The organism is Rhizobium sp. NZLR8, assembly GCF_019685025.1.
Taxonomy (GTDB): domain Bacteria; phylum Pseudomonadota; class Alphaproteobacteria; order Rhizobiales; family Rhizobiaceae; genus Rhizobium.
Window position 1 is genome coordinate 12361 of sequence record NZ_JABDVY010000027.1, and the last position, 22745, is coordinate 35105.

General features: G+C 61.5%; 25 protein-coding genes. 11 read left to right on the plus strand and 14 right to left on the minus strand.

What is annotated here, in order from left to right; all coding sequences use genetic code 11:
- Nucleotides 1-54: 54 nt before the first annotated feature.
- Nucleotides 55-360 carry a 50S ribosomal protein L28 gene (gene rpmB, locus HJB89_RS32650; protein ID WP_007632672.1) on the minus strand — a complete coding sequence of 102 codons (306 nt, stop codon included), beginning with the start codon at nt 358-360 and terminating at the stop codon, nt 55-57.
- A 241-nt stretch (nt 361-601) separates the two neighbouring features.
- Between rpmB and HJB89_RS32655 the strand changes: the two genes are divergently transcribed.
- Both HJB89_RS32655 and HJB89_RS32660 read left to right on the plus strand, forming a co-directional pair.
- Nucleotides 602-1378 (plus strand): DUF3108 domain-containing protein, encoded by a 777-nt coding sequence (locus HJB89_RS32655; RefSeq protein ID WP_207582005.1) that lies wholly within the window; start codon nt 602-604, stop codon nt 1376-1378.
- A gap of 30 nt (nt 1379-1408) precedes the next feature.
- The gene (locus HJB89_RS32660) at nt 1409-2296 is read left to right on the plus strand and encodes a DMT family transporter (RefSeq protein WP_221151007.1); all 888 of its coding nucleotides are present in this window, start codon (nt 1409-1411) and stop codon (nt 2294-2296) included.
- Nucleotides 2297-2298: 2 nt separating this feature from the next.
- Here the strand turns inward: HJB89_RS32660 and HJB89_RS32665 are convergent, their stop codons facing one another.
- Both HJB89_RS32665 and gloB read right to left on the minus strand, forming a co-directional pair.
- Nucleotides 2299-2721: a cupin domain-containing protein gene (locus tag HJB89_RS32665; RefSeq protein ID WP_207582003.1), complete on the minus strand. Its 423-nt coding sequence runs from the start codon at nt 2719-2721 to the stop codon at nt 2299-2301.
- Nucleotides 2721-3491, minus strand: coding sequence for a hydroxyacylglutathione hydrolase (gene gloB, locus HJB89_RS32670; RefSeq protein WP_164007856.1), 771 nt, complete (start codon nt 3489-3491; stop codon nt 2721-2723). Before gloB ends, HJB89_RS32665 begins: the two co-directional genes overlap by 1 nt.
- Before the next feature lie 53 nt (nt 3492-3544).
- On the opposite strand from gloB, the gene HJB89_RS32675 reads away from it, so the two are divergent.
- The 4 genes from HJB89_RS32675 to HJB89_RS32690 all read left to right on the plus strand — a co-directional run bounded on the left by HJB89_RS32675 (nt 3545) and on the right by HJB89_RS32690 (nt 6859).
- Nucleotides 3545-4321 (plus strand): class I SAM-dependent methyltransferase, encoded by a 777-nt coding sequence (locus tag HJB89_RS32675; RefSeq protein ID WP_207582002.1) that lies wholly within the window; start codon nt 3545-3547, stop codon nt 4319-4321.
- A gap of 88 nt (nt 4322-4409) precedes the next feature.
- Complete coding sequence (hisC, locus tag HJB89_RS32680; protein ID WP_207582001.1) at nt 4410-5507, plus strand: histidinol-phosphate transaminase; 1098 nt, start codon at nt 4410-4412, stop codon at nt 5505-5507.
- Complete coding sequence (locus HJB89_RS32685; RefSeq protein ID WP_207582000.1) at nt 5504-6430, plus strand: prephenate/arogenate dehydrogenase family protein; 927 nt, start codon at nt 5504-5506, stop codon at nt 6428-6430. Before hisC ends, HJB89_RS32685 begins: the two co-directional genes overlap by 4 nt.
- Nucleotides 6431-6439: 9 nt before the next feature.
- Nucleotides 6440-6859 (plus strand): GNAT family N-acetyltransferase, encoded by a 420-nt coding sequence (locus tag HJB89_RS32690; protein WP_221140197.1) that lies wholly within the window; start codon nt 6440-6442, stop codon nt 6857-6859.
- Nucleotides 6860-6872: 13 nt separating this feature from the next.
- On the opposite strand, the gene HJB89_RS32695 is transcribed toward HJB89_RS32690, so the two are convergent.
- Entirely contained in the window at nt 6873-7889 is a 1017-nt protein-coding gene (locus HJB89_RS32695) for a DUF2125 domain-containing protein (RefSeq protein WP_221140199.1), read from the minus strand.
- A 50-nt stretch (nt 7890-7939) separates the two neighbouring features.
- Here HJB89_RS32695 and HJB89_RS32700 point away from each other — a divergent pair, with 50 nt between their 5' ends.
- On the plus strand, nt 7940-8470 hold the full coding sequence (locus HJB89_RS32700; RefSeq protein WP_207581997.1) for a gamma-glutamylcyclotransferase: 531 nt from the start codon (nt 7940-7942) through the stop codon (nt 8468-8470).
- Between the two features lie 59 nt (nt 8471-8529).
- Here HJB89_RS32700 and HJB89_RS32705 read toward each other — a convergent pair whose 3' ends face one another.
- From HJB89_RS32705 to ftsE, 4 genes are all read right to left on the minus strand, one after another.
- Entirely contained in the window at nt 8530-9327 is a 798-nt protein-coding gene (locus HJB89_RS32705; protein ID WP_207581996.1) for a 1-acyl-sn-glycerol-3-phosphate acyltransferase, read from the minus strand.
- Between the two features lie 198 nt (nt 9328-9525).
- Nucleotides 9526-10242, minus strand: a complete 717-nt coding sequence (locus tag HJB89_RS32710) for a YdcF family protein (protein ID WP_207581995.1) — start codon at nt 10240-10242, stop codon at nt 9526-9528.
- Nucleotides 10243-10309: 67 nt separating this feature from the next.
- The gene (locus HJB89_RS32715) at nt 10310-11323 is read right to left on the minus strand and encodes an ABC transporter permease (protein ID WP_221115544.1); all 1014 of its coding nucleotides are present in this window, start codon (nt 11321-11323) and stop codon (nt 10310-10312) included.
- Complete coding sequence (ftsE, locus tag HJB89_RS32720) at nt 11316-11975, minus strand: cell division ATP-binding protein FtsE (protein WP_003567051.1); 660 nt, start codon at nt 11973-11975, stop codon at nt 11316-11318. Before ftsE ends, HJB89_RS32715 begins: the two co-directional genes overlap by 8 nt.
- 206 nt (nt 11976-12181) lie before the next feature.
- Between ftsE and HJB89_RS32725 the strand changes: the two genes are divergently transcribed.
- The 3 genes from HJB89_RS32725 to HJB89_RS32735 all read left to right on the plus strand — a co-directional run bounded on the left by HJB89_RS32725 (nt 12182) and on the right by HJB89_RS32735 (nt 14022).
- A complete protein-coding gene (locus HJB89_RS32725; protein WP_221131702.1) occupies nt 12182-12832 on the plus strand; it encodes a hypothetical protein in 651 nt (216 codons plus the stop codon).
- Between the two features lie 135 nt (nt 12833-12967).
- Nucleotides 12968-13510 carry a hypoxanthine phosphoribosyltransferase gene (gene hpt / locus HJB89_RS32730; protein ID WP_207581992.1) on the plus strand — a complete coding sequence of 181 codons (543 nt, stop codon included), beginning with the start codon at nt 12968-12970 and terminating at the stop codon, nt 13508-13510.
- Nucleotides 13511-13662: 152 nt separating this feature from the next.
- Nucleotides 13663-14022, plus strand: coding sequence for a response regulator (locus tag HJB89_RS32735; protein ID WP_003582627.1), 360 nt, complete (start codon nt 13663-13665; stop codon nt 14020-14022).
- Nucleotides 14023-14226: 204 nt separating this feature from the next.
- On the opposite strand, the gene HJB89_RS32740 is transcribed toward HJB89_RS32735, so the two are convergent.
- The 4 genes from HJB89_RS32740 to argH form a co-directional block, all read right to left on the minus strand.
- A complete protein-coding gene (locus HJB89_RS32740; protein ID WP_221151008.1) occupies nt 14227-16896 on the minus strand; it encodes a TIGR02302 family protein in 2670 nt (889 codons plus the stop codon).
- A 369-nt stretch (nt 16897-17265) separates the two neighbouring features.
- A complete protein-coding gene (gene lysA, locus HJB89_RS32745; RefSeq protein ID WP_207581990.1) occupies nt 17266-18534 on the minus strand; it encodes a diaminopimelate decarboxylase in 1269 nt (422 codons plus the stop codon).
- An 11-nt stretch (nt 18535-18545) separates the two neighbouring features.
- Complete coding sequence (gene lptM / locus HJB89_RS32750) at nt 18546-18740, minus strand: LPS translocon maturation chaperone LptM (protein WP_221151009.1); 195 nt, start codon at nt 18738-18740, stop codon at nt 18546-18548.
- A gap of 150 nt (nt 18741-18890) precedes the next feature.
- A complete protein-coding gene (gene argH / locus HJB89_RS32755; protein ID WP_221115546.1) occupies nt 18891-20294 on the minus strand; it encodes an argininosuccinate lyase in 1404 nt (467 codons plus the stop codon).
- A gap of 26 nt (nt 20295-20320) precedes the next feature.
- Here argH and tlpA point away from each other — a divergent pair, with 26 nt between their 5' ends.
- Nucleotides 20321-20983: a thiol:disulfide interchange protein TlpA gene (tlpA, locus tag HJB89_RS32760; protein WP_207581987.1), complete on the plus strand. Its 663-nt coding sequence runs from the start codon at nt 20321-20323 to the stop codon at nt 20981-20983.
- A gap of 383 nt (nt 20984-21366) precedes the next feature.
- Here the strand turns inward: tlpA and HJB89_RS32765 are convergent, their stop codons facing one another.
- Together HJB89_RS32765 and HJB89_RS32770 are read right to left on the minus strand one after the other, a co-directional pair.
- Nucleotides 21367-22248 (minus strand): 3-hydroxybutyryl-CoA dehydrogenase, encoded by an 882-nt coding sequence (locus tag HJB89_RS32765; protein ID WP_207581986.1) that lies wholly within the window; start codon nt 22246-22248, stop codon nt 21367-21369.
- Between the two features lie 252 nt (nt 22249-22500).
- On the minus strand, nt 22501-22745 hold a 245-nt coding region (locus HJB89_RS32770), incomplete at its 5' end, for an electron transfer flavoprotein subunit alpha/FixB family protein (RefSeq protein ID WP_221131706.1).

Here is a 22745-nt window from a genome sequence, read left to right on the forward strand (position 1 = left end):
TGTCCGGTATCATCCGTTCAAGCCTTTAAAGCCGTATGAAAGAAGGGCAGAAGCTTACGCAGCAACAGCAACAGCTGCTTCGGCGGTCTTCTTGACGATCTGACGACGCAGCAGGCGCGCGCGCATCGACAGTTCGGTTTCGTTGGCCTTCAGCAGGAAGGCATCGAGGCCGCCACGATGCTCGACGGAGCGAAGAGCAGCAGCCGAAACACGAAGACGATAACGCTGGTTGAGGGCGTCGGAAATCAGCGTGACCTGGCACAGGTTCGGCAGGAACCGGCGCTTGGTCTTGTTGTTGGCATGGCTGACATTGTTACCAGTCAGGACGGCCTTGCCGGTCAATTCGCACACGCGGGACATGGAACACCTATTCTTGTTTTTGTCGGGCCATCGAATTGCCATCCCGGTCAAAACCAGGCGCGCAATCCAACGGGCATGATTGGAAAGTTGCGGTTCTATAGTCAGGCAGGCTGCGCGCGTCAAGCCAAACCTTGGCCTTTCCCGCAATTCTGTCAAAAAGCTGCTGTTTTCTTCCCTTCGCGGCAGGAGTATAGAGCGCTGAGCGAAGGCTGCCAGCGCGCGGCAAGACAAGGCTTGATTCATGGCTCATTCGAGCAGACGGATTTTCATTTCGGCGATCGCCGCGCTGCTTGCCATACCGGCAGCGGCGGCCGAAATCCAGCATCGGACGGAATACCGGGTGACGCTTGCCGGCCTGCCGATCGCCCGCGCCGCGTTCCTGACGCAGATCGAGGACGATCATAGCTACAAGATCGCCGGCAGCATCAACTCCGCCGGGCTTGCCGATCTGGTCACGACGATTTCGGCCAAAACAAGTGTCACCGGCGTCGTGCGCGACGACAAGTTGCAGGCGTCGAAATATTCGCTCTACTACAAGAGCGGCAAGAAGGCCCGGGTCTACGAGGTCAGCTACCGCGACGGCAACATCGTCTCGGCGACGACGACACCGCCGCCGAAGCGTCCGAAGAACTGGATCGACGTGACGCCGCGCGACATGCGCTCGGTGCTCGATCCGATCTCCGGCCTGATCTTCACCGGCGACACCAAGGTCTGCTCGCAGACGCTGCCGATCTTCGACGGCGAGACGCGCATGGATCTGGTGCTGTCGCCGAAGGGCGACGAGGATTTCTCGACCAACGGCTTCAAGGGCAAGGCGACCGTCTGCAGCGTGCGCTTCGTGCCACGCTCGGGCTACAAGAAGGGCCGCAAGGACATCGTCTATCTCAGCAAGAGCGACCGGATGGAAATCTGGTTTGCCAAGTCGGACGCGGCAAATGTATACGCTCCCGTCTACGTGCGCATTCCGACCGAATATGGAATGGTGACGATCACTGCCGTCAAATACGGCAGCAGCTGACGGAGATCATCCTCCGTCAAAGGGGGATGGGTGAAGCTTCGCGCGACGTTGATCGGTTTTACCGCCATTTTGATGTGGTCGTTCCTGGCGCTGTTGACGGCCGCCTCCGGCAAGATGCCGCCGTTCCAGCTTTCGGCCGTCTGCTTTGCGATCGGCAGCATTCCCGGCCTCGCCGTGCTTGCCCTCAACCCGTCACGGCTGACGCTGCTGAAGCAGCCGGCCAAGGTCTGGGTGACCGGTATTTCGGGGCTGTTCGGCTATCATTTCCTTTATTTCACCGCGCTCAGAAACGCACCGGCGGTGGAGGCGGGGCTGATCGCCTATCTCTGGCCGCTGCTGATCGTCGTCGGCTCGGCGCTGCTGCCGGGCGAACGGCTGCGCTGGCATCATGTGGCCGGTGCGCTTGCCGGGCTGTGCGGCACCTTCCTGATCGTCGGCCGCAACGGCATCGATTTTAACGGCGCCTATGCCGTCGGTTACACCGCCGCTTTTCTCTGCGCCTTCACCTGGTCCGGTTACTCGCTACTGACCCGGCGTTTCGACGCCGTCTCCACCGATGTCGTCACCGGCTTCTGCCTTGCGACCTCGATCCTGTCGCTGTTCTGCCATCTCGGCCTGGAGACGACGGTCTGGCCGGCAACGGGTTTCGAATGGCTCGCCGTCGCCGGGCTCGGGCTCCTGCCGGTGGGGGCTGCCTTTTACGCCTGGGATTACGGCGTCAAGAACGGCGATATCCAGATCCTCGGCGCGGCGAGTTATGCCGCACCGCTGCTTTCGACGCTGATCCTGACGCTGTTCGGATTTGCCGAGCCGGGCTGGCGCATCGCGCTCGCCTGCCTGCTCGTCACCGGCGGGGCGGTGCTGGCCGCCCAGGACATGTTTCGTCGCAAGATCCAGCCGCCGGTTGCGGCGGAATGAGTTCAGCCGCCGGGCGTCCAGCCTGATGGCGCCATCTCGAAGCTCGAAAACGTAAAGCCCGGTGAGACAGTGCAGCCGACCAGGGTGAAATCGCCGAGGCTTTCGGCCGACTGCCACCAATTGGCCGGAATGATCACCTGCGGCCGCTCGCCGGCCGCCAGGTCGGTTCCAAGCGTCAGGGCCTCGCTTGCCGTTCCATCTTCAGAGCGATGCAGCGAGAGCGGCGCGCCGGCGTAATAATGCCAGACCTCCACCGCATCATGGACGCGATGCCAGTGCGAGCGCTGTCCTCTGATCAGGAGATAATAGATCGCCGTCGAGTGGCCGCGTTCTCCGCCCGCCGTATCGCGGAACGTCTCAGCGTACCAGCCGCCCTCCGGATGCGGCTGCATGGCGAGTTCGCGGATGATGTCTTCGGGAGACATCAGAAATTGTCCTTGCGCTTGCGGATCTCGGCAAAGACTTCCTCGTTGGTCTTGCCTTCCATCAGCAGATTGCGGCGGATCGCCGGATCGGCGGCGCGCAGGAACGGGTTGGTCTCCTTTTCCAGCCCCAGCGTCGTCGGGATGGTGAATTTGCCGTCGGCGCGCAAGGCCTCGATCTCGGCGGCGCGGCTCTTCAGGCGTTCGTTGTCGGGATCGACCGTCAGTGCGAAGCGGGCATTGGACAGGGTGTATTCGTGGCCGAAATAGACGGCGGTCTCATCGGGCAGCACGGCCAGTTTTTGCAGCGAATGCCACATGTCGGCGGCCGGGCGTTCGAACAGCCGGCCGCAGCCGAGCGCAAACAGCGTATCGGCGGCAAAGAGCAGCTTGTCGTCGACGAAGTGATAGCAGATATGGCCGGCGGTGTGGCCGGGCGTCTCGATGACGTTGACCGTGTGATCGCCGAAAAGGAAGCTGTCGCCATCGGCCATCGTCCGGTCGAGGCCGGGAATGGCGATCGCCTCGTTGATCGGGCCGATGATCTCGCAGCCGAACTGCTCCTTCAGCGCCAGGTTGCCGGTGACATGGTCGGTGTGATGATGGGTGGTGAAGATATGGGTGATTTTCCAGCCGCGGCGCGTCGCCGCCTGCAGGATCGGCGCCTCTTCCGGCGCGTCGATCGCCGCGGTAAAGCCTGTCTCCGGATCGTGGACGAGAACGCCGAAATTGTCGGTGCGGCAGAGAAAAACGTCTAATTCCAAAGGTTTCATCGTTCAATAATCCCTTGTCATGCGAGTCTCGCGGAAATGTAGAGGTTCCGGCCTTGAAGTCCAACCGCCCGCTGATAACATTTATCGCAATGCACGCCGATATCGTCGACCTACGCCAGTTCTACCACTCCGAGCTTGGGCGCCTTGCCGAGCAGTCGATCGCCATGGCGCTGTCTTCGCTCTGGGTGCGGCTGCCGCAGGAGCGTCTGGTCGGTCTCGGCTATGCCGTGCCCTTCCTCGACCGCTTCCAGGCCGATACCGAGCGCACCTTCGCCTTCATGCCGGCCGGGCAGGGCGCGGTGAACTGGCCGATGGGATCGCTCTCGTCGACGGCGCTGATTTTCGACGAGGAACTGCCGCTGCCGGATTCCTCGATCGACCGGGTGCTGATGGTGCATTCGCTGGAATTCGCCGAAAGCCCGCGCGAGACGCTGAAGGAACTCTGGCGGGTGCTGGCGCCAGGCGGACGGCTTGTCATCGTCGTGCCGAACCGACGCGGCGTCTGGGCGCGGATGGAACACACGCCGTTCGGCTCGGGCCGGCCCTATTCCCGCGGTCAGCTGACGCATCTGCTGCGCGAAACGAATTTCACCCCGGGCGCGACGGCCGAAGCGCTGTTCTTCCCGCCCTCGAAGCTCAGGACCATCCTGCGCCTTCGCCGCGCCTTCGAGCGGATCGGGCGGACGTTGTGGCCGGCTTTCTCAGGCGTCATCATCGTCGAGGCGCAGAAGCGGCTCTATCAGGGGCTGCCGGTTGCGGCGCGAGCCTCCCGCCGCGTCTTCGTGCCGGTTCTGGCACCCCATGGCGTGCCGACCACACGCAGCCGGTGACGCCGCCCGGCTCTCGACAAGAACCGCATTCCGCTTTAATGCGACTGGTAATTTCCGGCAGTTCCAAGGTCGATCCATGAGCGTTGAGATGAGCAAGCCTGTTCCGCGTCCCGGTATTCTCGATATCGCATCCTATGTGCCGGGCAAGGAACATGCACCGGGTGTTGCCCGCGTCTACAAGCTTTCGTCCAACGAAACGCCACTCGGCGCCAGTCCGAAGGCGATCGATGCGTTCAAGGCGGTTGCCGACAATCTGGAGCGGTACCCCGACGGGCAGGCGGTTGAATTGCGCGAGGCGATCGCTGCCGTGCACGGCCTCAACCCGGCAAACATTCTCTGCGGCAACGGTTCCGACGAACTGCTCGGCCTGCTCTGCCATGTCTATCTCGGCGCCGGCGACGAGGGCATCATCACCGAGCACGGCTTCCTGGTCTACAAGATCCAGATCCAGGGCGCCGGCGCCACGCCTGTCGTCGTCAGGGAAAAAGATCACACCGTCGATGTCGATGCGATCCTTGCCGCGGTGACGGAAAAGACCAAGATCGTTTTCATCGCCAATCCCGGCAATCCAACCGGCACTTATGTCCCAGTCAGCGAGATCCGCCGCCTGCAGGCCGGGCTACCGAAGCATGTCGTGCTGGTGCTCGATGCCGCCTATGCCGAATATGTGCGCCGCAACGATTATGAAGCCGGCATCGAGGTCGTGTCTTCCAATGCCAACGTGGTGATGACCCGCACCTTCTCGAAGGCCTACGGACTGGCGGCGCTGCGGGTCGGCTGGATGTATGCGCCGGCCGAGATCGTCGACGCTGTGAACCGCGTGCGCGGGCCTTTCAATTTGAACGCGCCGGCAATCGCCGCCGGTGCCGCGGCGATCCGCGACCAGGCCTTCATCCAGCAGGCCGTCTCCTTCAACCAGATGTGGGTGGAGACGCTGACCCAGGCGCTCGAAGCGATCGGCCTGAAGGTGACGCCGTCCGTCGCCAATTTCGTCCTCATTCATTTCCCCGAGATCGACGGCAAGCGCGCCGCCGATGCCGACGATCTCCTGACGAGCCGCGGCTACATCCTGCGCGCCGTGCGCAGCTATGGCTTTGCCAATGCGCTCCGGATGAGCATCGGCCCCGAAGAGGCCAACCGTGGCGTCATCGCCGCGCTCACCGAATTCATGGGACGCAAGGCATGAACGTCCAGTTCGATCGTATCGCGCTGATCGGTATCGGCCTGATCGGCTCTTCACTCGCCTACGACATCAGGCGGCTTGGTCTTGCACGGGAGATCGTCGTCGCGACGCGTAGCGCCGATACGCTGAAGCGTGCCGAGGAGCTCGGTCTCGGCGACCGCTACACGACGTCTTCGGCCGATGCCGTCAGGGATGCCGATCTGGTAATCGTCTCGGTGCCGGTCGGCGCTTCGGAAAGCGTGGCGAAGGAGATAGCGGCTAGCCTGAAGTCCGGGGCTGTTGTCACCGATGTCGGCTCCACCAAGGCCTCGGTCATCGCGCAGATGCTGCCGCATATGCCTGATAATGTGCATTTCATCCCCGGCCATCCACTGGCCGGCACCGAAAAATCCGGCCCCGATGCCGGCTTCCCGGGCCTCTTCGAAGGCCGTTGGTGCATCTTCACGCCGGTCGCCGGTACCGACGAGACGGCGCTGAAGCGTCTGCGCAGCTTCTGGGAAACGCTTGGTTCGAAGGTCGACGAAATGGATGCGGAGCATCACGACAAGGTGCTGGCGATCGTCTCGCACCTGCCGCATATCATCGCCTACAACATCGTCGGCACCGCCGACGATCTGGAGACGGTGACCGAGTCGGAAGTCATCAAATACTCCGCCTCGGGCTTTCGCGATTTCACCCGACTTGCGGCTTCCGACCCGACGATGTGGCGCGACGTCTGCCTGCACAATCGTGATGCGATCCTCGAAATGCTGGCGCGCTTCTCGGAGGACCTCGCCTCTCTGCAGCGCGCGATCCGCTGGGGCGAGGGCGACAAGATCTTCGAACTTTTCACCCGCACGCGCGCCATCCGCCGCTCGATCGTCCAGGCCGGCCAGGATGTCGACGCGCCTGATTTCGGCCGCCACGCGCTGGATAACAAGAAGTAGCCATCCGCGATGGTTGAGGTGGCGCGCGCCAGCCAGGCGGATATCGATTGGCTCGTTCGCGAGGATGCCAGCGCTGGTGAAGCCTGGGTGTCGCGATGCGTGGCGCTTGGCGAATATCTCGTTGCCAGGAAAGTCGGCGAGATCGTCGGTTTCCTGCGCTTCTCCCGCTTCTGGGGCAGAATTCCCTACATGGAGATGATCCGCGTCCTTCCCGGCCACCGCCGTTCAGGCGTCGGAACGGCGCTGTTTGTTGCCTGGGAAGGGGCGATGCGCGGCGACGGCGCCCGCGTGCTGATGACCTCGAGCGAATGCGACGAAAGCCGACCTCAGGACTGGCATCGCCGCAACGGATTTACCGAAACCGGCGCGATCGAGCTGCCTGGGTTGCAGTCGGTGGCGGAGGTCTTCTTCGTCAAGCGGATAAGCTGAGAGGCGCCATAGGTCAGATCGGCGGTATCCGGCCGAGCGGGATGAAGCCGCTGACGGTGGCGTTGCCGTGATCGACGACAAGATCGACGGAGACTTTGTCTTTGCCGCCGGCAAGCGATTTCAAGAGCTTGGTCGCCGTTTTGACGGTCGAGGCGATATCCGGAAAGGCCTGTTTCAGGCTGTCGCCCCAGGGGCCGAGCTGTTCGATTTCCAGCTTGAATTTTCCGGAGAGCAGACCCTGCTCGTCGAAGGAAAAGGGGCCGGTCAGCGTCATCACTTTGCCGTCGCCGATGTCGGCGACGATGCGGCGCAGCTCACCGGCGGCACCGTTGAGGCCGCTCGGATCACTGCCGTCGATCAGGCCGGCTTTACCGGCGACGGTCAGATCGATACTGGCCGACAGCTTCGGGAAGATTTGCGGCCAGTCCTTGATCGCGGTGTTGGCATCCTGCACGGAGATCGCGCCGTCGAGATCGGCACCGTTCTGGCGCAGATGAATTTCGGTGCGAGCGGCATCGAAGCTGATGGTCTGGCCGGTGTAGGAGGAAACCGCCGTCGCCTTCAGGCCCTCGATGACCGTTGAGCTGCGGTTAATGCCCCGCAACCTCGTCGCCAGGCTCGCTTGCAGGTTTGCCCATTGGGCCGAGATCGAAAGGCCATTGCTGGTGCGGATGGCGGCCGGCGAATCGAGCTCCCAGACGATATTGCCGGGCGCGTAGACCTGCGCTGCCGAACGCAACGCGCCGAAGGTGGCCGAGACGCCGTTGACATGGTCGTCGACATCGATCTTGGAGCAGAACAGGCCGATACGGAAAGGATAGCCGCGGAATTCGATATCGGAGCATTCGGCGCTGACGCCTGCCTGGTCGCGCGGCGCGATCGCCTTCAGCACCGTGGTCTTCAGCGTCGATGCCGCATAGAACCAGCCGCCGGTATAAAGCGCGATCACCAGGAGGACGCCGCCACCCAGCAACCAGAATTTCTTGCTGCTGCTGGATTGGCTGCTACCGGATTGGCTTGACGCTGCCATGATGTTCTCCAATGGTGAATCGCAAATGTGATTCCGGTCTGGCGTGCGATATGGACGAAATTTGGGTATTTGGCTACGGTTCGCTGATGTGGAATCCGGGCTTCGAGTTCATGGAGCGGGCAGAGGCTCTGATCTACGGCTACAGGCGTTCGCTCTGCGTCCGTTCCTTTGTCCATCGCGGTACGCGCGACAGTCCGGGCCTGGTTCTCGGCCTCGACAGAGGCGGCGCCTGCCGCGGCATGGCTTTCCGCATTTCCCCGGAAAAATGGGATGAGGTGATCGATTATCTCCGCGCCCGCGAACTGGTTACCAATGTCTACCTGGAGCGCCGAGTGCGGCTGCAGCTTGCGGGAGGCTGCAGGGTGGAGGCGGTTACCTACATTGCTGATCGCGACCATGAGCAATATGCCGGTACGCTCGACGCATTTGAGGCGGCGAGGGTGGTGAGCCAGGCCAAGGGTCAGTCAGGCCCGAATGATGCCTATGTCTTCAACACCGCGATGCATCTGAAGCAGATGGGCATTCGCGACCATTGGCTGGAGCAGGTCGTCGACGAAGTGGAGCGGCTGCGCGCCGCTTGATCCTCACGCGCGTCGCGATTATTATCGCAAAAACCGTTGCGCAGTTTGCGCGACATGCTTCAGGCGGTCGCCGTCTTGAGCCTGCGCAGCTCGGCCAGCCTTTCGACCGCCGTCGGCGGCAGCGGCAGATGCGGATTTGCCTCGACAGTTTCGAGCAGAAGCGCGTCGCTTGCCCGCTCCGACACCTCGATCAGATGGGCGAAAAACGCGTCCGGATCCATTCCCGGCATGATCGGCGGCAGGATCCTCACCTTGAAATGGCCGGGATAACGACGAATGCTGCGCCGCGGCCAGAAGAGACCGGGATGCATGACGATCGGCACTACGGGGATGGCGAGATCACGGTACATGCGGGCGATGCCATACTTATAGACCGGCTCGGCGCCCGGCGGGCGACGGGTGCCCTCAGGATAGATGATCAGCTGGCGGCCGGTCGAAAGCTCCTGTTTCGTGCGCTTCAACACCTCCACCATCACCTTGCCACGGGCGCCGCGATCAACCGGGATCACCCGCTGCTTCTTCGCATACCAGCCGAACAGCGGAATCCACATCAGCTCGCGCTTCAGGATGTAGACCGGGTCCTTCAGCCAGGGCAGCAGCGCATAGGTATCCCAGAAGGACTGGTGCTTCGGCGCCAGGATGTAGCTGCCGTCCGGGAGGTTCTCCAGGCCTTCGATCTCGAAGGTGGTGCCGACGATCACCCGCATCAGCCAGTGGTTGGAGCGTGCCCAATTTTTCGGGATCGCATAGGCGGTCAGGCGCGGCGCCAGGAAATAGTATGGCGAGAGAACGATCATCCGGATGATGAGGTTGGCGTAGAAGATCGTGTTGAAGAGGACGGAACGCAGGGCGATCATGAAACTTTCCCGAGGCATGCTCACGCGACCGGCCTACACGATATTGCTCGGCATAAAAAGCGTTTGATGACGTCCCAGAACAGGATTCAGATTTTAGGCCGGGCCTAAAATCTGAATCCTGCTCTAAATTAAAGAGTTGGAACATGATGTCGTGAGAAAACCGCTCACACTTTTCGGCATCATGCTCTAGCAAAAGCGTCAGTTCTCGCTCGACGCGCTTGCCGAGCGCAGCCCGGTGTGGCGACCGAAGCCGGTGATGTTGCGGGCGCCGGTCAGCAGCACTTTTACATATTCGGCAAGCATGACACGCATCGCATTCGGGTCGGTGAACCAGTTGCGGCTCTTCAAATCCGAATTGACCACGGGATAAGCGATGAACTCGATATCGGGATCGACATAGGAGAGCTCCGCGAGGCTTCGCGGCATGTGGTAGTTGTTGGTGACGATCAAGACGCTGCGGTATCCCTTGGCGTGGATCCAGTTCGAAGCTTCCTCGGCATTGCCGATCGTGTCGATCGCATCGTGGCCGATATCGACACAGCAGGAGAAGAGATCGGCCGAGCCCTGCGTCATCTTGCGGATCTGCGCCGGGGTGGTCGTCGGGTGGACGCCGGAAATGAGCAAACGCTTGCCGGCACCTTTCTGCAGCAGCTCCACGGCCTGATCGATGCGCTGGTAACCCCCTGTCAGCACGACGATCGCATCTGCCTTCGGCTCGGCCGGAGGCTTAAGCGTCGTCACGGAATCGGCGAAACGCAGGAAACCGCCGAACAACAGGGCGATCGCCAGCACGCAGGCAAAGCCGCCCCAACGCAGCAGGCGGCGGATCAGCCCGCGCCGCGGCGGCAAACCCGCCGGGCGGTCAAGCTCGGGGTCCTGATGAATCGGGTTGGGTGTCGTATCTCCCATGGTCATGAATCGTGACTATACGCTGATTGCGGCACGGAACAGACGCTTTCATGGCAAAACGGCATGGTCACGATCAACTCGCGATGCCGTCGGTGCGTGTCGGGTCCGAGCGTAATGTATCGATTTCGTAGATCGTCTGCATGACGGTCAGTCGCGCGGTGATAGTGGTCAGGAGCGCAATGACGATCATCGTTGCGAAGATGCCGGCATAACCGAGTACGCCGACGGAGAAGGTGCCGAAGAGCGCCGTCGCCTGGTCCGTTTCCGGGGTGGCGAGCGTGCGGCTCTGCCAGAAACCGGCGGTGGCGAAGAAGAGGGCGGCAAGGGCGCTGCCGATTGCCGAGCCCTTGAGGCTGATCTTCAGGAAATGCTTCTGGAATTCGGTGGCGACGAAGGAGCTTTCGGCGCCGACGAAATGCAGCACTTCGACGACGTGACGATTGCCCGACAGCGCGCCGCGCGTGGCGAAGACGACGGTGAGCACCATCGCCGTGAAAACCAGCAGCAGGATGCCTGTGCCGATCATGACGGTCGTGTGCGCCATGGACACCAGCCGGTCGACCCAGGTGCGGTGATCGTCGAGGCTTGCCTGCGGGATGCTGTCTTTCAGCAACGCCCGCATCGAATCGAAATCCGGTGGATTGCTCTCGTCGATGGTGATGATGACGAGGCGGGGAACGGGCAGATCCTTGAGATCGAGACCGGGGCCGAGCCAGGGTTCGAGCAGGCGGGCGGTCGCCGCCTCGTCGACGATCTGGCCGCTCTTGGTGCCGACGAAGGTCAGCGCCAGGTCGCGTGCCTGGGTCAGCGCCTTTTCCATGTCGAGATTGTCGTCCGGCTTGATCTGGATGGTGATCTCTCGGGAGATCTGGCTCTCCCAGCTTGCTGCCGTCGAGCGCACCATGCTGACGCCGCCGAGCGTCAGGCAGGCGAGAAAGGCCATGATTGCGATGACCACCATCAACGCGCTGCCCTGGATGTTGGATGGCGGCAGGATCGGCGCGGTCGGACGCACGCGCATTTCCGGTCGTTTCTGCTCAGCCTTACCAGGCGCCTTGTCCGGGTTTCTGGATGGGAGCTCAGTCATAGATATCGAGATGCCCCCCCGAGAGGATCATGCGGCGAGCTTCCACCTGTTCCATCAGCGCCAGGTCATGCGTGGCGATCACAACTGCGGTGCCGAGGCGGTTCAGCTCGAGGAAAAGATTGAGCAAGCGCTTGGCCATCGGCGGGTCGACATTGCCGGTGGGTTCGTCGGCAAGCAGCACCTCCGGCCGGTCCATCAGCGCCCTGGCGATCGCGGCGCGCTGCTTCTCGCCGCCCGAGAGCACGGGCGGCAGCACGTTGATGCGTTCGCCGAGGCCGACCCATTTCAACAGTTCCAGGACGTCGGTCTTGTAGGAGCTCTCATCCTTACCGCGCACGCGTAAGGGCAAAGCGACATTCTCATAGGTTGTCAGATGATCGAGGAGGCGGAAATCCTGGAAGACGATGCCGACGCGGCGGCGCAGCAACGGCAGTTCCGGGCGGGGGATTTCGGAAATGTCGCGCCCGAACATGCGGATCAGGCCGCGCGTCGGCTGCAGCGACATGAACAGCAGCCGCAGCAGCGACGTCTTGCCTGCGCCCGATGGGCCTGTCAGGAACTGAAAGGATTTCTTCGGAATGTCGAAGGTCAGGTCCCGGAGGATTTCCGGGCCCATGCCATAGCGCAAACCGACATTCTCGAAATGGATCAACGTGCAGCTCAGTCTGTTGTGGGTTTCACCGCGTGACTTGTTAACCAACACCGTTAACAGCCGGTAAATTTTGCCGGAAAGACGCCCGTTTGATGGCGATCTTTGCGAAGCATTAACCATTAAAATTTACGACTGAGCGGGATTCGTTTCAATGCCAAGATTTCCCCTGGCAGCGAAACCATGTGGACATCTGCGAGGCAGCCACCATGGAAGCATCCTCCTTCAGTCGCCGGACACCGGGCCAGGCCTATGATTTCCTGCCGCCGGAACCCGCCGCCCGCCAGTACCGTGCGGCGCGTCCTGCCGATATTTCCGACGCCGAATTCGTGACGCTCGGCAAAGTCCGACCGAAGGAATTTACCGCAAGAACCTATAACGACAACCGCAAGCGCGCTGCTGGCGCACACGCAGCACAGCCGCCGCTGACGCCAGTGACTGCAACTGTTCTGCGGGACGTGGAAGCCTTCCTGCAGCGCGCGTCGATGCGGAGCTTCGCAGGGCTGGTGCTGGCGCTCGCCGTGCTGGTCTTCGGGCTTGCGGGCGGCTTTTCCGGCCTTGCCGCCGAGCGGGCCTATTCCGGAGCGCCGCTGCATTTCACCCATGTGACGGTGGCGCCGCGCGACGCGAACGGCATGCGCGTGCTGGTCATCAACGGCATCCTCGAAAATGACAGCGGCACGACGCAGACGGTGCGTCCGATCCGTGCCGATCTCGTGACCGACGAGCGACTGACCGCAAGCATCATCATCAATCCGCCGGCCGATGTCATTTATGGCGGCCAGAGCCGGGGTTTCTCGGCCCGTGTCCAGCATGCCGGCGGAAAACTGCCGGAGGTCCGGCTGTCGTTCCTGCCATAGAGAGCGCTCGAACGTGGATTGGGTGATTTTCCCGCCGCAACGCGCGCCAATCTGGTTAATTTCATGGCGGGTGAGGCTGTTTCACGCTCGCATATGTGCTAACGGCTTACCCTTCTTTTCATGGAGCAAGCCCTTATGCCTGTCGTGCGCGGAAAAAATATCGAGCCGCTCTTTACTGCCGAGCAGATCGCCGAGCGCAATCATTCGATGGCCCGGGAGATCGCCAATGGCCCGACCCAGGACCTGCTTGTCATCGCCGTGCTCAAGGGTTCGTTCATCTTCGCCGCCGACCTGATCCGCGCCCTGCACGATAGCGGGCTTGCACCGGAGGTCGAGTTCATCACGCTGTCGAGTTATGGCATCGGCACGGTCTCGCAGGGCGTGCGCATCGTCAAGGATATCGACAGCGACGTCCATGGCCGCGACGTCCTGTTGATCGACGATATCCTCGAATCCGGCCGGACGCTGCTGTTTGCCAAGGAATTGCTGTTCGAGCGCGGCGCGCGCAACGTCACGATCGCCGTGCTGCTCGATAAGCGCGTCAAGCGCAAGGAAAAGCTGGAGGCCGATTATGTCGGCTTCGAATGCCCTGACTATTTTGTCGTCGGTTACGGCATGGATGTCGCCTATGCCTTTCGCGAACTGCCCTTCGTCGGCGTGGTTACCGGGGACGCCTGAGCGACTTCAAAGTGGTTCGAAAGACGTCCGCCGCTGCCTTGCCGCCCGAGACGGGTTGTTAACCATCTCGTCCATCGCTTCCTGATCTTTACCGATCGAAAAGGAAATCCTGGTGATTTCCGTCGCGGGGCTGACCACGGAGCAATGCACATATGGCAAGAATTCTGATCACGGAAGACGAGGACTCCCTGCGGTCCTTCGTAGCCCGAGCCCTGCGGCTTGATGGCCACGAGACCGATGAGGCGGCCGACGGGGCCGAGGGCCTGGAGAAGCTCAGGGAAGGGGTCTACGATCTGCTGCTTTCAGATATCCGCATGCCCGTGATGGACGGCATCGAACTCGCCCATCAGGCAAAAGACGCCTTTCCCGGCCTGAAGATCCTGCTGATGACCGGCTATGCCGAGCAGCGCGAACGGGCCGACGATCTTGCCGAAAAGATTATCGACGTCGTCGCCAAACCATTCGCGCTTCCCGATATCCGCAAAGCGGTCGCCCGAGCGCTGGTCGCTTAAAGCTCTCTATTTTCATGCATGTCGTCATCCCGGAACAGCTGCACACGTCGTGATGACATGTATCAGAGCATGACGGTGAAAACTGAGTACGGTTTTTGGACGGTATTCCGCTCGTTTTCTTGATGAGATCCGGATTCAAATTTTATGCCGATCCGGCCTAAAATCCCTGCGCCGGTGCGCGTGTCATGTCACGGTGGCGTCAGCTTACTGGATGTCCAGCAACCGTTCGAGATACCGCCGTTCCATTTCCTGCGGCGGATTGTTGCCGAGCTTCTCGCGGATCGCGTCGAGGATTTCTCGGGCGCGCTGAACGTCGATCTCGTCGGGAACCTTCACGCTGTTGTCGCCGAAATCCGGTCCCGGGGGGCGTGGCCGGCCGAGCGGGTCGCGGCCATTTTGGTCGCCGCCCTGGCTCATCTGGCCGTTCGGACCCTGCCCTTGCTGGCCCTTTTGCGCCTGCATCATCTGGTTCATCATGTCGCGGGCGCCCTGGCGAAGTGCTTCGAGCGCGCGGCCCTGGCCTTCGATGGCCGGCTGGCCATGCCCCTGGCCGAGTTCGCGACCGGCGCCTTCCATCTCGCGTTGCGCCTGTCCGAAGCCCGGGCCAGGCTTCATGCCCATCTCGCCGAGGCCCTTCTGCAATTCGCCGAGCTGCCTGCCGAGCGCATCCTGCTGAGCGCGCAGCTGCTTCAATGCCTCGCGCAACTGCTCGGCGGTCATCTGGTCGGAGGGCTGCTGGCCGTCTTTGCCTTGCTGGCCCTGCTGCTGATCCTGCGGTTCGCCGTTTTCTCCGGGGTTCATCTCGTCGAGCAGCGGATCGTTTTCACCCATATCGGGTTCACCGCGTTGCATGCGGTCCCTGAGCTGCTGATCGAGGCGGAAGGTCTGATCCATCAACTTCTGCTGGTCGCGCAGAATCTCGCCGAGCTTGTCGATCTGCTTTCGGGCCTCGCTGTTTTCCTGGCTCTGTTGGCCGCGCTGCGGGCGGCCGGCCTGCAGATTGTTCATCATCCGCTGCAATTCCGACAGCATCTGCTGGGCGGCGTCACGATTGCCGGAGCGGGCGAGATTCTCGATCTGGTCCATCATCCGTTCCAGATCCTGCTGGCGCAGGATGTTCTGCGCATTCTGGTTCGGCTGCATCGGCGCGTTCTGCATGCGTTGGGCAAGCTCGGTCATATAGTCCTGCATCGCCTTGCGCAGCTCATCCATCAGCTTCTTGATCTCGGCGTCGGGGGCGTTGCGGTCCAATGCGTCGGCAAGCTTCTGCTGGGCTTCGCGCAGCTTGCGCTCGGCAAGCGAAAGATCGCCGTCCTCCATGCCGAGTGCAATCTCCCAGAGATATTGGGCCGTATCCTTGAGTGCATCCTCACCCTTTGCGAGCTTCATGCGCGTCAAAGCGGATTCCAGCAGGAGATAGTTGGTGAGCTTGGGGATGGTCTCCTCGGGACGGATGGTCAGCGCCTCGTTCAGTGCGATCGCCTGCGGCATCTTGCGGGTGTCGAGCGCGAAAACCTGCCGTTCCTCGGCGACGGCGGCGGCAAGCGGCTCGTTGAAGGGCCGCGACGGCAAGGTCATCTCATACGGCGGGCTGCGGCCGGTCTGGCCGGCGCCATCCTTGGCGACGAGCGTCACGCGCACGCGCTTTCCGGCAAGCGGATGTTCGGTCAGGTTGCGGCTGGTCACGCCCTTGGCGTCACGGGCGTTACGGCGGGGAATATCCAGCCGGTATTCCGGCAAGGGATAGAGCGGCGTCGCCGTCGGATCGGTTTCGACGGGAACGATCTCCGCATGCGCCTCCTGGACGCCGTAGTCGTCCTTGACGGTAAAGCCGATTTCAAGCGCGCCGTTGACGCTGGGTTTCGGCATGCCGTCGAAAGCAATTTCCGGCGCCTTGTCGGGGAGAACCTCGAAGCTCCAGCGGCGACCGTTGACTTCGAGGGCGCCATTCTCCTCGAGCTTCATCACATGGGTCTGGGCGACGGGAGCCTGGTTGGCCGGGACCTGGCCGGTTGGGACCGTATTCGGCTGTTGACTGCCGGATGCCGCCGCCTGCTGCGGCTTGGTATCCGCCTGCACGGCGATATCCTGCGCCTCGCCGTTTGCCTTGCGGAATACGACCTTTTCGGCTGTCTTGCCGCCGCTGACGCGCACAGTGAGGCCGGAAAACTGCGGAATGCCGATCGACCCCTGCTCGCTGCCGTCAGCGGTCAGATAGACCGGGGCGCGGCCGGTGTAGGAGGGCGGCGTCACCCAGGCGTCGATGCGCACGGCCGGATCGACGGTGACGTGCTCGGATGCTGCCTGCAACGCGTCACCGATCGAGCCGCCGTTGATCGACAGTGAATAGGCAAAGGCGGTGACCAGCAGCAGCGCCGGCACGGCGCGCAGCGCGAAACGGTCATGCACGGCGATATCAGGCCGCGGCAGTCCGGCATCGAGTGCAGCGATCTTTTCGGCCATGCGCGTCTGGTGCTCGCGCCAGAGCGCCCGGGCGAAGGGCGTATCGAAGGCCGGCTCGTCTTCCTGGACGGTGACCGGCTGGTGCGGCAGGCCGTTGCGCTCTTCCAGCATGCGGTCGGCTTCGGCGACCTTCGGCCAGCGCAGAGTGCGGAAGGGCAGGAGCGAGACGACAAAAGCAGCGGCAAAGGCAATCAGCAGCAGGATGCGCAGCCAGTCAGGCACGCTGCGAAAGATGCCGAACCAGGAGACGGAGAGATAGAAGGCGATCACTGCCAGAACCGGCATCAAAGGTGGCAGTAACTGCTCGAAAAACAGCACAACACGCGCCAGCAGGCGTTTTGTCGTCACCAGCCGGGCAAGCGAGGGGCGGAGCGCAAATGCACCTTTCCTCTGCCTTGAGGGGCTTGTCATCGGTCCGGTCTCCGCGATCTGGCGTTCTGAAACAGAGGGCGCTTCCGGCGATTGCAGGGCAATACGCTCATGACTGACAAGGATAACACTCTTTGTGGCGAAGGCGAGGGCGAGCGGCCGGCCATACCGGCTTTTCACGTTAATTCGCCAAAAAGTGATGGCTGGTTAAAGCGCGTCGCGATCTTTCAGATTGCTCCCCACGCTTTAAGTCTTTGTTTTACGCAGTCGTGCGCTGCACACTCTTGCGCGACATGCTTTAGAACAGGGTGATGATAGGCCCACTCGGCCTAAAATCTGGATCCTGTTCTAAATTAAATAGTTAGAGCACGATGTCATGAGAAAACCGTATACACTTTTCGGCATCATGCTTTAATCGAGCCAGGCCGGAACGGAGTCGAGGCTGATCAGTTCGGCATAGGTTCTGCGCGGGCGAATCGTATGGAAATCGCTGCCTCTGACCAGAACTTCGGGCACCAGCAGCCGGCTATTATAAGTGCCGGCCTGGACCGCGCCGTAAGCGCCGGCAGTGCTGACGGCCATCAAGTCGCCGGGCTTCGGCATCGCCATCTCGCGGTCGAGTGCCAAATAATCGCCGGTCTCGCAGACGGGGCCAACGACGTCGGCGCGGATGCGCGGGGCGTTCGCCGCCGAAATCGTCACCGGGCGGATCTCGTGATAGGCCTCGTAGAGCGTCGGGCGGATGAGATCGTTCATCGCGCCATCGACGATGACGAAGGTCTTTTCGCCGCCATCCTTCACATAGAGAACCTCGGTCACCAGGATACCGGCATTGCCGACGATCAGGCGGCCGGGTTCGGTGATGATCTTGCAGTTGAGGCCGCGCAACTGGTTCTTGACTATGGCCGCATAGGCATCCGGCAGCGGCGGCGGATTGTTGTCGTCCTTATAGGGGATGCCGAGACCGCCGCCGATATCGACGTGATCGATGGTGTGGCCGTCGGCACGCAGCGTCGCGACAAGATCGTGCAACAGCCTGAAGGCGTCGTCGAAGGGCTGCAATTCGGTGATCTGGCTGCCGATATGCATGTCGATGCCGGTGACCTCGATGCCCGGCAGCTTGGCGGCATGGGCATAGATGGCGCGGGCACGCTCCCAGGAGATGCCGAATTTGTTTTCCTTCTTGCCGGTCGAGATCTTGGAATGGGTTTTTGCATCGACGTCAGGGTTGATGCGGAAGGAGACCGGCGCTTTCGTCCCGGCCTTGATGGCGCGCTGATTGAGGATTTCGAGCTCGGGCTCGGATTCGACGTTGAAACAGTAGATGCCTGCCTCGAGAGCGAAATCCATCTCCTGCGGCGTCTTGCCGACACCCGAAAACATGATGCGGCTGGCGGGAATGTCGGCAGCGAGCGCGCGGCGCAGCTCGCCCTCGGAGACGACGTCGATACCGGCGCCGAGGCGGCCGAGTGTCTTCAGCACCGCCTGGTTAGAGTTCGCCTTCATCGCATAACAAACCATCGAGTCCATGTCCGCGAATGCTTCCGAAAAGACGCGGTAATGGCGCTCTAGCGTTGCGGTGGAATAGACATAAAAAGGTGTGCCGACCGCCTTGGCGATCTCGGGAACGGGGACGTTCTCGGAATGCAGGACGCCGTCTCGGTACTCGAAATGGTTCACGGGCTTGTGCCTTAAAGAAGGGGATCGAGAAGGAAGGGCTTGTCGACGGTTCCCGGCTTTTTCGTCGGCTTGGAAACGTCACCTTCCTTGGTTGCCGCAGCACTCGGCGGATCGAGGTCGCCCTTGCGCCCGCATCCGGCAACGGCAAGGCCGATGACGGCGAGAACCGCCGTCAGGCGGATGAGGTACGGCAAGCTCTTCTGCATGGATATCCTCTTCGGCGGCATTTGATGGCATCATTCATGGCGGATGATGGAGATCTTCATAGCGAAGTTTATCCGCCTTGTGCACCCTGATTGTTGGACGGTCTTCCCGCGTAGACGGCAAGATCGCGGCGGCTTTCGCCGCCTGACATTTCAGTTACGGGCGCGCCAGAAGGCGATCTGCCTGCGTACCTCGGACGGCGCCGTGCCGCCGAAGCTCTTGCGGCTGGCGACCGAGGCCTCGACGGTCAGCACGTCGTAGACCTTGTCGGTGATGTCGGGATGGATCGCCTGCAGGTCGGAGAGCGGAAGTTCGGCAAGGTCGCAGCTCTTGCTTTCGGCAAGTGCGACGGCGCGGCCGGTGACGTGATGGGCATCACGGAAGGGGAGGCCCGCTTCGCGCACCAGCCAGTCGGCAAGATCGGTCGCCGTCGAGTAGCCGGAACCGGCCGCCGCCTTCATGCGCGCGGTGTTGACGGTCATGTCGCGCACCATACCGGTCATGGCGGCAATCGCCAGTTCCAGACTCTCGGCCGCGTCGAACACCTGTTCCTTGTCTTCCTGCATGTCCTTGGAATAGGCGAGAGGCAGGCCCTTCATGATCGTCAGAAGGGCCACCAGCGAGCCGTTGATGCGGCCGGTCTTGGCGCGCACCAGTTCGGCGGCATCCGGATTCTTCTTCTGCGGCATGATCGAGGAGCCGGTCGAGAAGGCGTCGGAGAGACGGACGAAACCGAATTGCGGGGTCGACCAGATGACGATCTCTTCCGCCAGACGCGAAAGGTGCATACCAGCAATTGCGGCGATCGACAGGAACTCGATGGCGAAGTCGCGGTCGGAGACCGTATCGATGGAGTTGCGGGTCGGCTCGCGGAAACCGAGCGCCTTGGCAGTCATATGGCGGTCGATCGGATAACCGGTGCCGGCAAGGGCTGCCGCGCCGATCGGGCTTTCGTCCAGGTGCTCGATGGCGTGGCGCACGCGCGAGCGGTCACGGCCGAACATTTCGACATAGGCCATGCAGTGATGGCCGAAGGTCACGGGCTGGGCGGTCTGCAGATGGGTGAAGCCCGGCATGACGCTTTCGGCATGTTCCTCGGCGCGGTCGAGGAAGGCGGCGATCAGGCCGGTCAGCATCCGTTCAGTTTTCTCAAGCTCTTCCTTCACCCAGAGGCGGAAGTCGAGCGCTACCTGATCGTTGCGCGAGCGGGCGGTGTGCAGCCGGCCGGCTGCCGGTCCGATCAGCGTCGCCAGGCGCGCTTCGACATTCATATGAATGTCTTCGAGCTGTCGCGAGAATTCGAAATTGCCGCTTTCGATTTCTGACAGGATCGTGTTTAGCCCGTGAACGATCTTGTCCTTATCGTCAGCGGAAATGATCCCCTGATGGGCGAGCATGGTCGCGTGGGCGATCGAGCCGCGGATATCCTGCGCGAATAGCTTCTTGTCGAAACCGATCGAGGCATTTATCTCCTCCATGATCGCGTCCGGGCCGGAAGCGAAGCGCCCGCCCCACATCTGGTTGGAGGATTTGGTTTCGGTTTTGCTCTCGGCCATGGAAGATGCCCGTCCTGGAGAATGAAATGACGACGAGAAAACCCTTCGGCCTGCCGTCCGTAAAATTGATCGCAATCGCCGCCGTTGCAGGCGTTGTTGCCGGTGCGGCAGCGGTATACGTGAAGGAGACGGGGATTGGCAATGGCATCGGCAATACCGCTTCGGCCGAATGCGCGCTGGCTAGGGAACGCGCTGCCAATCTGACGCCGCTGATGAAGGGGCAGGTCGCCGCCATGGTCGCCGCCAACGAACCGCGCAAGCTGACTGCGGTTACATTCAACGGCCCTGACGGCAAGGCGATGACGCTCGATCATTTTACTGGCAAGACTGTGCTTCTCAATCTGTGGGCCACGTGGTGCGTGCCCTGCCGCGAGGAGATGCCGGCGCTGAACGCGCTGGAAAAGGGTATGGGGAGCGACAAGTTCCAGGTCGTACCGGTCAATATCGATACCGGTGACGACGAGAAGCCGAAGGCCTTCCTGAGCGAGATCGGCGTCGATGCGCTGCAGCTTTACCGCGACAATACGATCGGCGTCTTCAATAGCTTAAAGAAGGAAGGTCTCGCTTTCGGCCTGCCGGTGACGCTGCTGCTCGACGACAAGGGCTGCCTGATTTCAGCGATGAACGGCCCGGCTGCCTGGGACAGCGAAGATGCCAAGACGCTGATCAAGGGCGCGATCGGATCCTAAAGCGCGTCGCATCAAATTTGATTCATGCGGCGCGCTTTAGCTCTTTGTTTTGATGCATGTCGTTGCGAATCGCTTACACTTCCGGGCGGCATGCATTAAGGAGCCCGTCAGGAGTCTCCGTCTCCTTTAATGAGGAAGACACCCGCAAGCCCGATGAGCACGCAGCATTGCAGCAGGAACATTGGTGTTTCAGTCGACATGGCGTTCCCTCCCGTTCACGGCAAGAAAGCATTTCGCGGGCGGGCCGTCCATTCGCCCTTTCGGGCGACACCCGCTTAGAACAGGATGATTTTAGGCCCGGTCGGCCTAAAATCATCGTTCTACATTAAAGAGCTAGAGCATGATGTCATAAGTAAACCGCTCACACTTTTCGGCTTCAAGCTCTAGCGCGTCGGGACCGGCACTTCACCCCGATAGTCATAGAAGCCGCGTCCGGACTTGCGTCCGAGCCAGCCCGCCTCGACATATTTCACCAGCAGCGGGCAGGGACGGTATTTCGAGTCCGCCAGGCCGTCGTGCAGCACCTGCATGATCGAAAGGCAGGTGTCGAGGCCGATGAAATCGGCAAGCTGCAGCGGCCCCATCGGATGGTTGGCGCCGAGCTTCATCGCCGTATCGATGGCATCGACCGTGCCGACGCCTTCATAGAGCGTATAGATCGCCTCGTTGATCATCGGCAGCAGGATGCGGTTGACGATGAAGGCCGGGAAATCCTCGGCCACGGTGATGGTCTTTTCCAGCGTGCCGACGAATTCCCTGGCGGCCGAGAAGGTCTTTTCATCGGTCGCGATGCCGCGCACCAGTTCGACCAGCTTCATCACCGGCACCGGGTTCATGAAATGTATGCCCATGAAGCGTTCGGGGCGGTCAGTGGCGGCAGCTAGCCGGGTGATGGAAAGGGAAGAGGTGTTGGTGGCAAGCAGCGCCTCGGGCTTCAGGACCGGACAAACCTGCGCATAGATCTTGCGCTTGACCGTTTCATCCTCGGTGGCGGCCTCGATGACGAGATCGGACGGGGCGAGATCATTGACATCGGACGAGCCTGTGATGAGCGACAAAGTCGACTTGCGTTCCTCTTCGGTCATCTTGCCGTTCGTCACCAGGCGGGCAAGGTTGCCGTTGACGGTGGCAAGGCCGGATTCGATGCGATCCTGGGAGAGATCGTAAATGTGAACCCTGTAACCTGCGGCGGCCGAAACATGCGCGATGCCGCAGCCCATCTGGCCGGCACCGATAATACCAATATTCTTCAACACCGCATTCATCTCCAAACCCCCGCACGGCATTCGCCCCCGCGCTGCCGCATTTTTTAGCAATACTGCCGGACGAAGGATCGCCCGGCAGCAGTAGTAGCCCGATAAAAGATAATTTTCCAGTCATTCGCAAGTGCGAAAGAAAAGCATTTGACGCGTTTAAAGCGCGTTGCGAATCTTTCGATTCGCTTCTCGCGCTTTAGGTCTTCGCTTTACGCATGTCGTTATCCGCAAAACCGCTGCACAGTTTTGCGCGGCATGCGCTTAGAGCGCCTTTTCCAATTCCGGCAGGGCCTCGAACAGGTCGGCGACCAAGCCATAGTCGGCAACCTGGAAGATCGGCGCCTCCTCGTCCTTGTTGATGGCGACGATGACCTTACTATCCTTCATGCCGGCCAGATGCTGGATGGCGCCGGAGATGCCGGCGGCAATGTAAAGATCAGGCGCCACCACCTTGCCGGTCTGGCCGACCTGCCAGTCGTTCGGCGCATAACCGGCATCGACGGCAG

Coding starts and splice junctions, on each gene's coding strand:
- rpmB (WP_007632672.1), bottom strand. CDS start 360: ATGTCCCGCGTGTGCGAATTGACCGGCAAGGCCGTCCTGACTGGTAAC.
- HJB89_RS32655 (WP_207582005.1), top strand. CDS start 602: ATGGCTCATTCGAGCAGACGGATTTTCATTTCGGCGATCGCCGCGCTG.
- HJB89_RS32665 (WP_207582003.1), bottom strand. CDS start 2,721: ATGTCTCCCGAAGACATCATCCGCGAACTCGCCATGCAGCCGCATCCG.
- gloB (WP_164007856.1), bottom strand. CDS start 3,491: ATGAAACCTTTGGAATTAGACGTTTTTCTCTGCCGCACCGACAATTTC.
- hisC (WP_207582001.1), top strand. CDS start 4,410: ATGAGCAAGCCTGTTCCGCGTCCCGGTATTCTCGATATCGCATCCTAT.
- HJB89_RS32685 (WP_207582000.1), top strand. CDS start 5,504: ATGAACGTCCAGTTCGATCGTATCGCGCTGATCGGTATCGGCCTGATC.
- HJB89_RS32690 (WP_221140197.1), top strand. CDS start 6,440: ATGGTTGAGGTGGCGCGCGCCAGCCAGGCGGATATCGATTGGCTCGTT.
- HJB89_RS32695 (WP_221140199.1), bottom strand. CDS start 7,889: ATGGCAGCGTCAAGCCAATCCGGTAGCAGCCAATCCAGCAGCAGCAAG.
- HJB89_RS32700 (WP_207581997.1), top strand. CDS start 7,940: ATGGACGAAATTTGGGTATTTGGCTACGGTTCGCTGATGTGGAATCCG.
- HJB89_RS32705 (WP_207581996.1), bottom strand. CDS start 9,327: ATGATCGCCCTGCGTTCCGTCCTCTTCAACACGATCTTCTACGCCAAC.
- HJB89_RS32710 (WP_207581995.1), bottom strand. CDS start 10,242: ATGACCATGGGAGATACGACACCCAACCCGATTCATCAGGACCCCGAG.
- HJB89_RS32715 (WP_221115544.1), bottom strand. CDS start 11,323: ATGACTGAGCTCCCATCCAGAAACCCGGACAAGGCGCCTGGTAAGGCT.
- HJB89_RS32725 (WP_221131702.1), top strand. CDS start 12,182: ATGGAAGCATCCTCCTTCAGTCGCCGGACACCGGGCCAGGCCTATGAT.
- hpt (WP_207581992.1), top strand. CDS start 12,968: ATGCCTGTCGTGCGCGGAAAAAATATCGAGCCGCTCTTTACTGCCGAG.
- HJB89_RS32735 (WP_003582627.1), top strand. CDS start 13,663: ATGGCAAGAATTCTGATCACGGAAGACGAGGACTCCCTGCGGTCCTTC.
- HJB89_RS32740 (WP_221151008.1), bottom strand. CDS start 16,896: ATGACAAGCCCCTCAAGGCAGAGGAAAGGTGCATTTGCGCTCCGCCCC.
- lptM (WP_221151009.1), bottom strand. CDS start 18,740: ATGCAGAAGAGCTTGCCGTACCTCATCCGCCTGACGGCGGTTCTCGCC.
- argH (WP_221115546.1), bottom strand. CDS start 20,294: ATGGCCGAGAGCAAAACCGAAACCAAATCCTCCAACCAGATGTGGGGC.
- tlpA (WP_207581987.1), top strand. CDS start 20,321: ATGACGACGAGAAAACCCTTCGGCCTGCCGTCCGTAAAATTGATCGCA.
- HJB89_RS32765 (WP_207581986.1), bottom strand. CDS start 22,248: ATGAATGCGGTGTTGAAGAATATTGGTATTATCGGTGCCGGCCAGATG.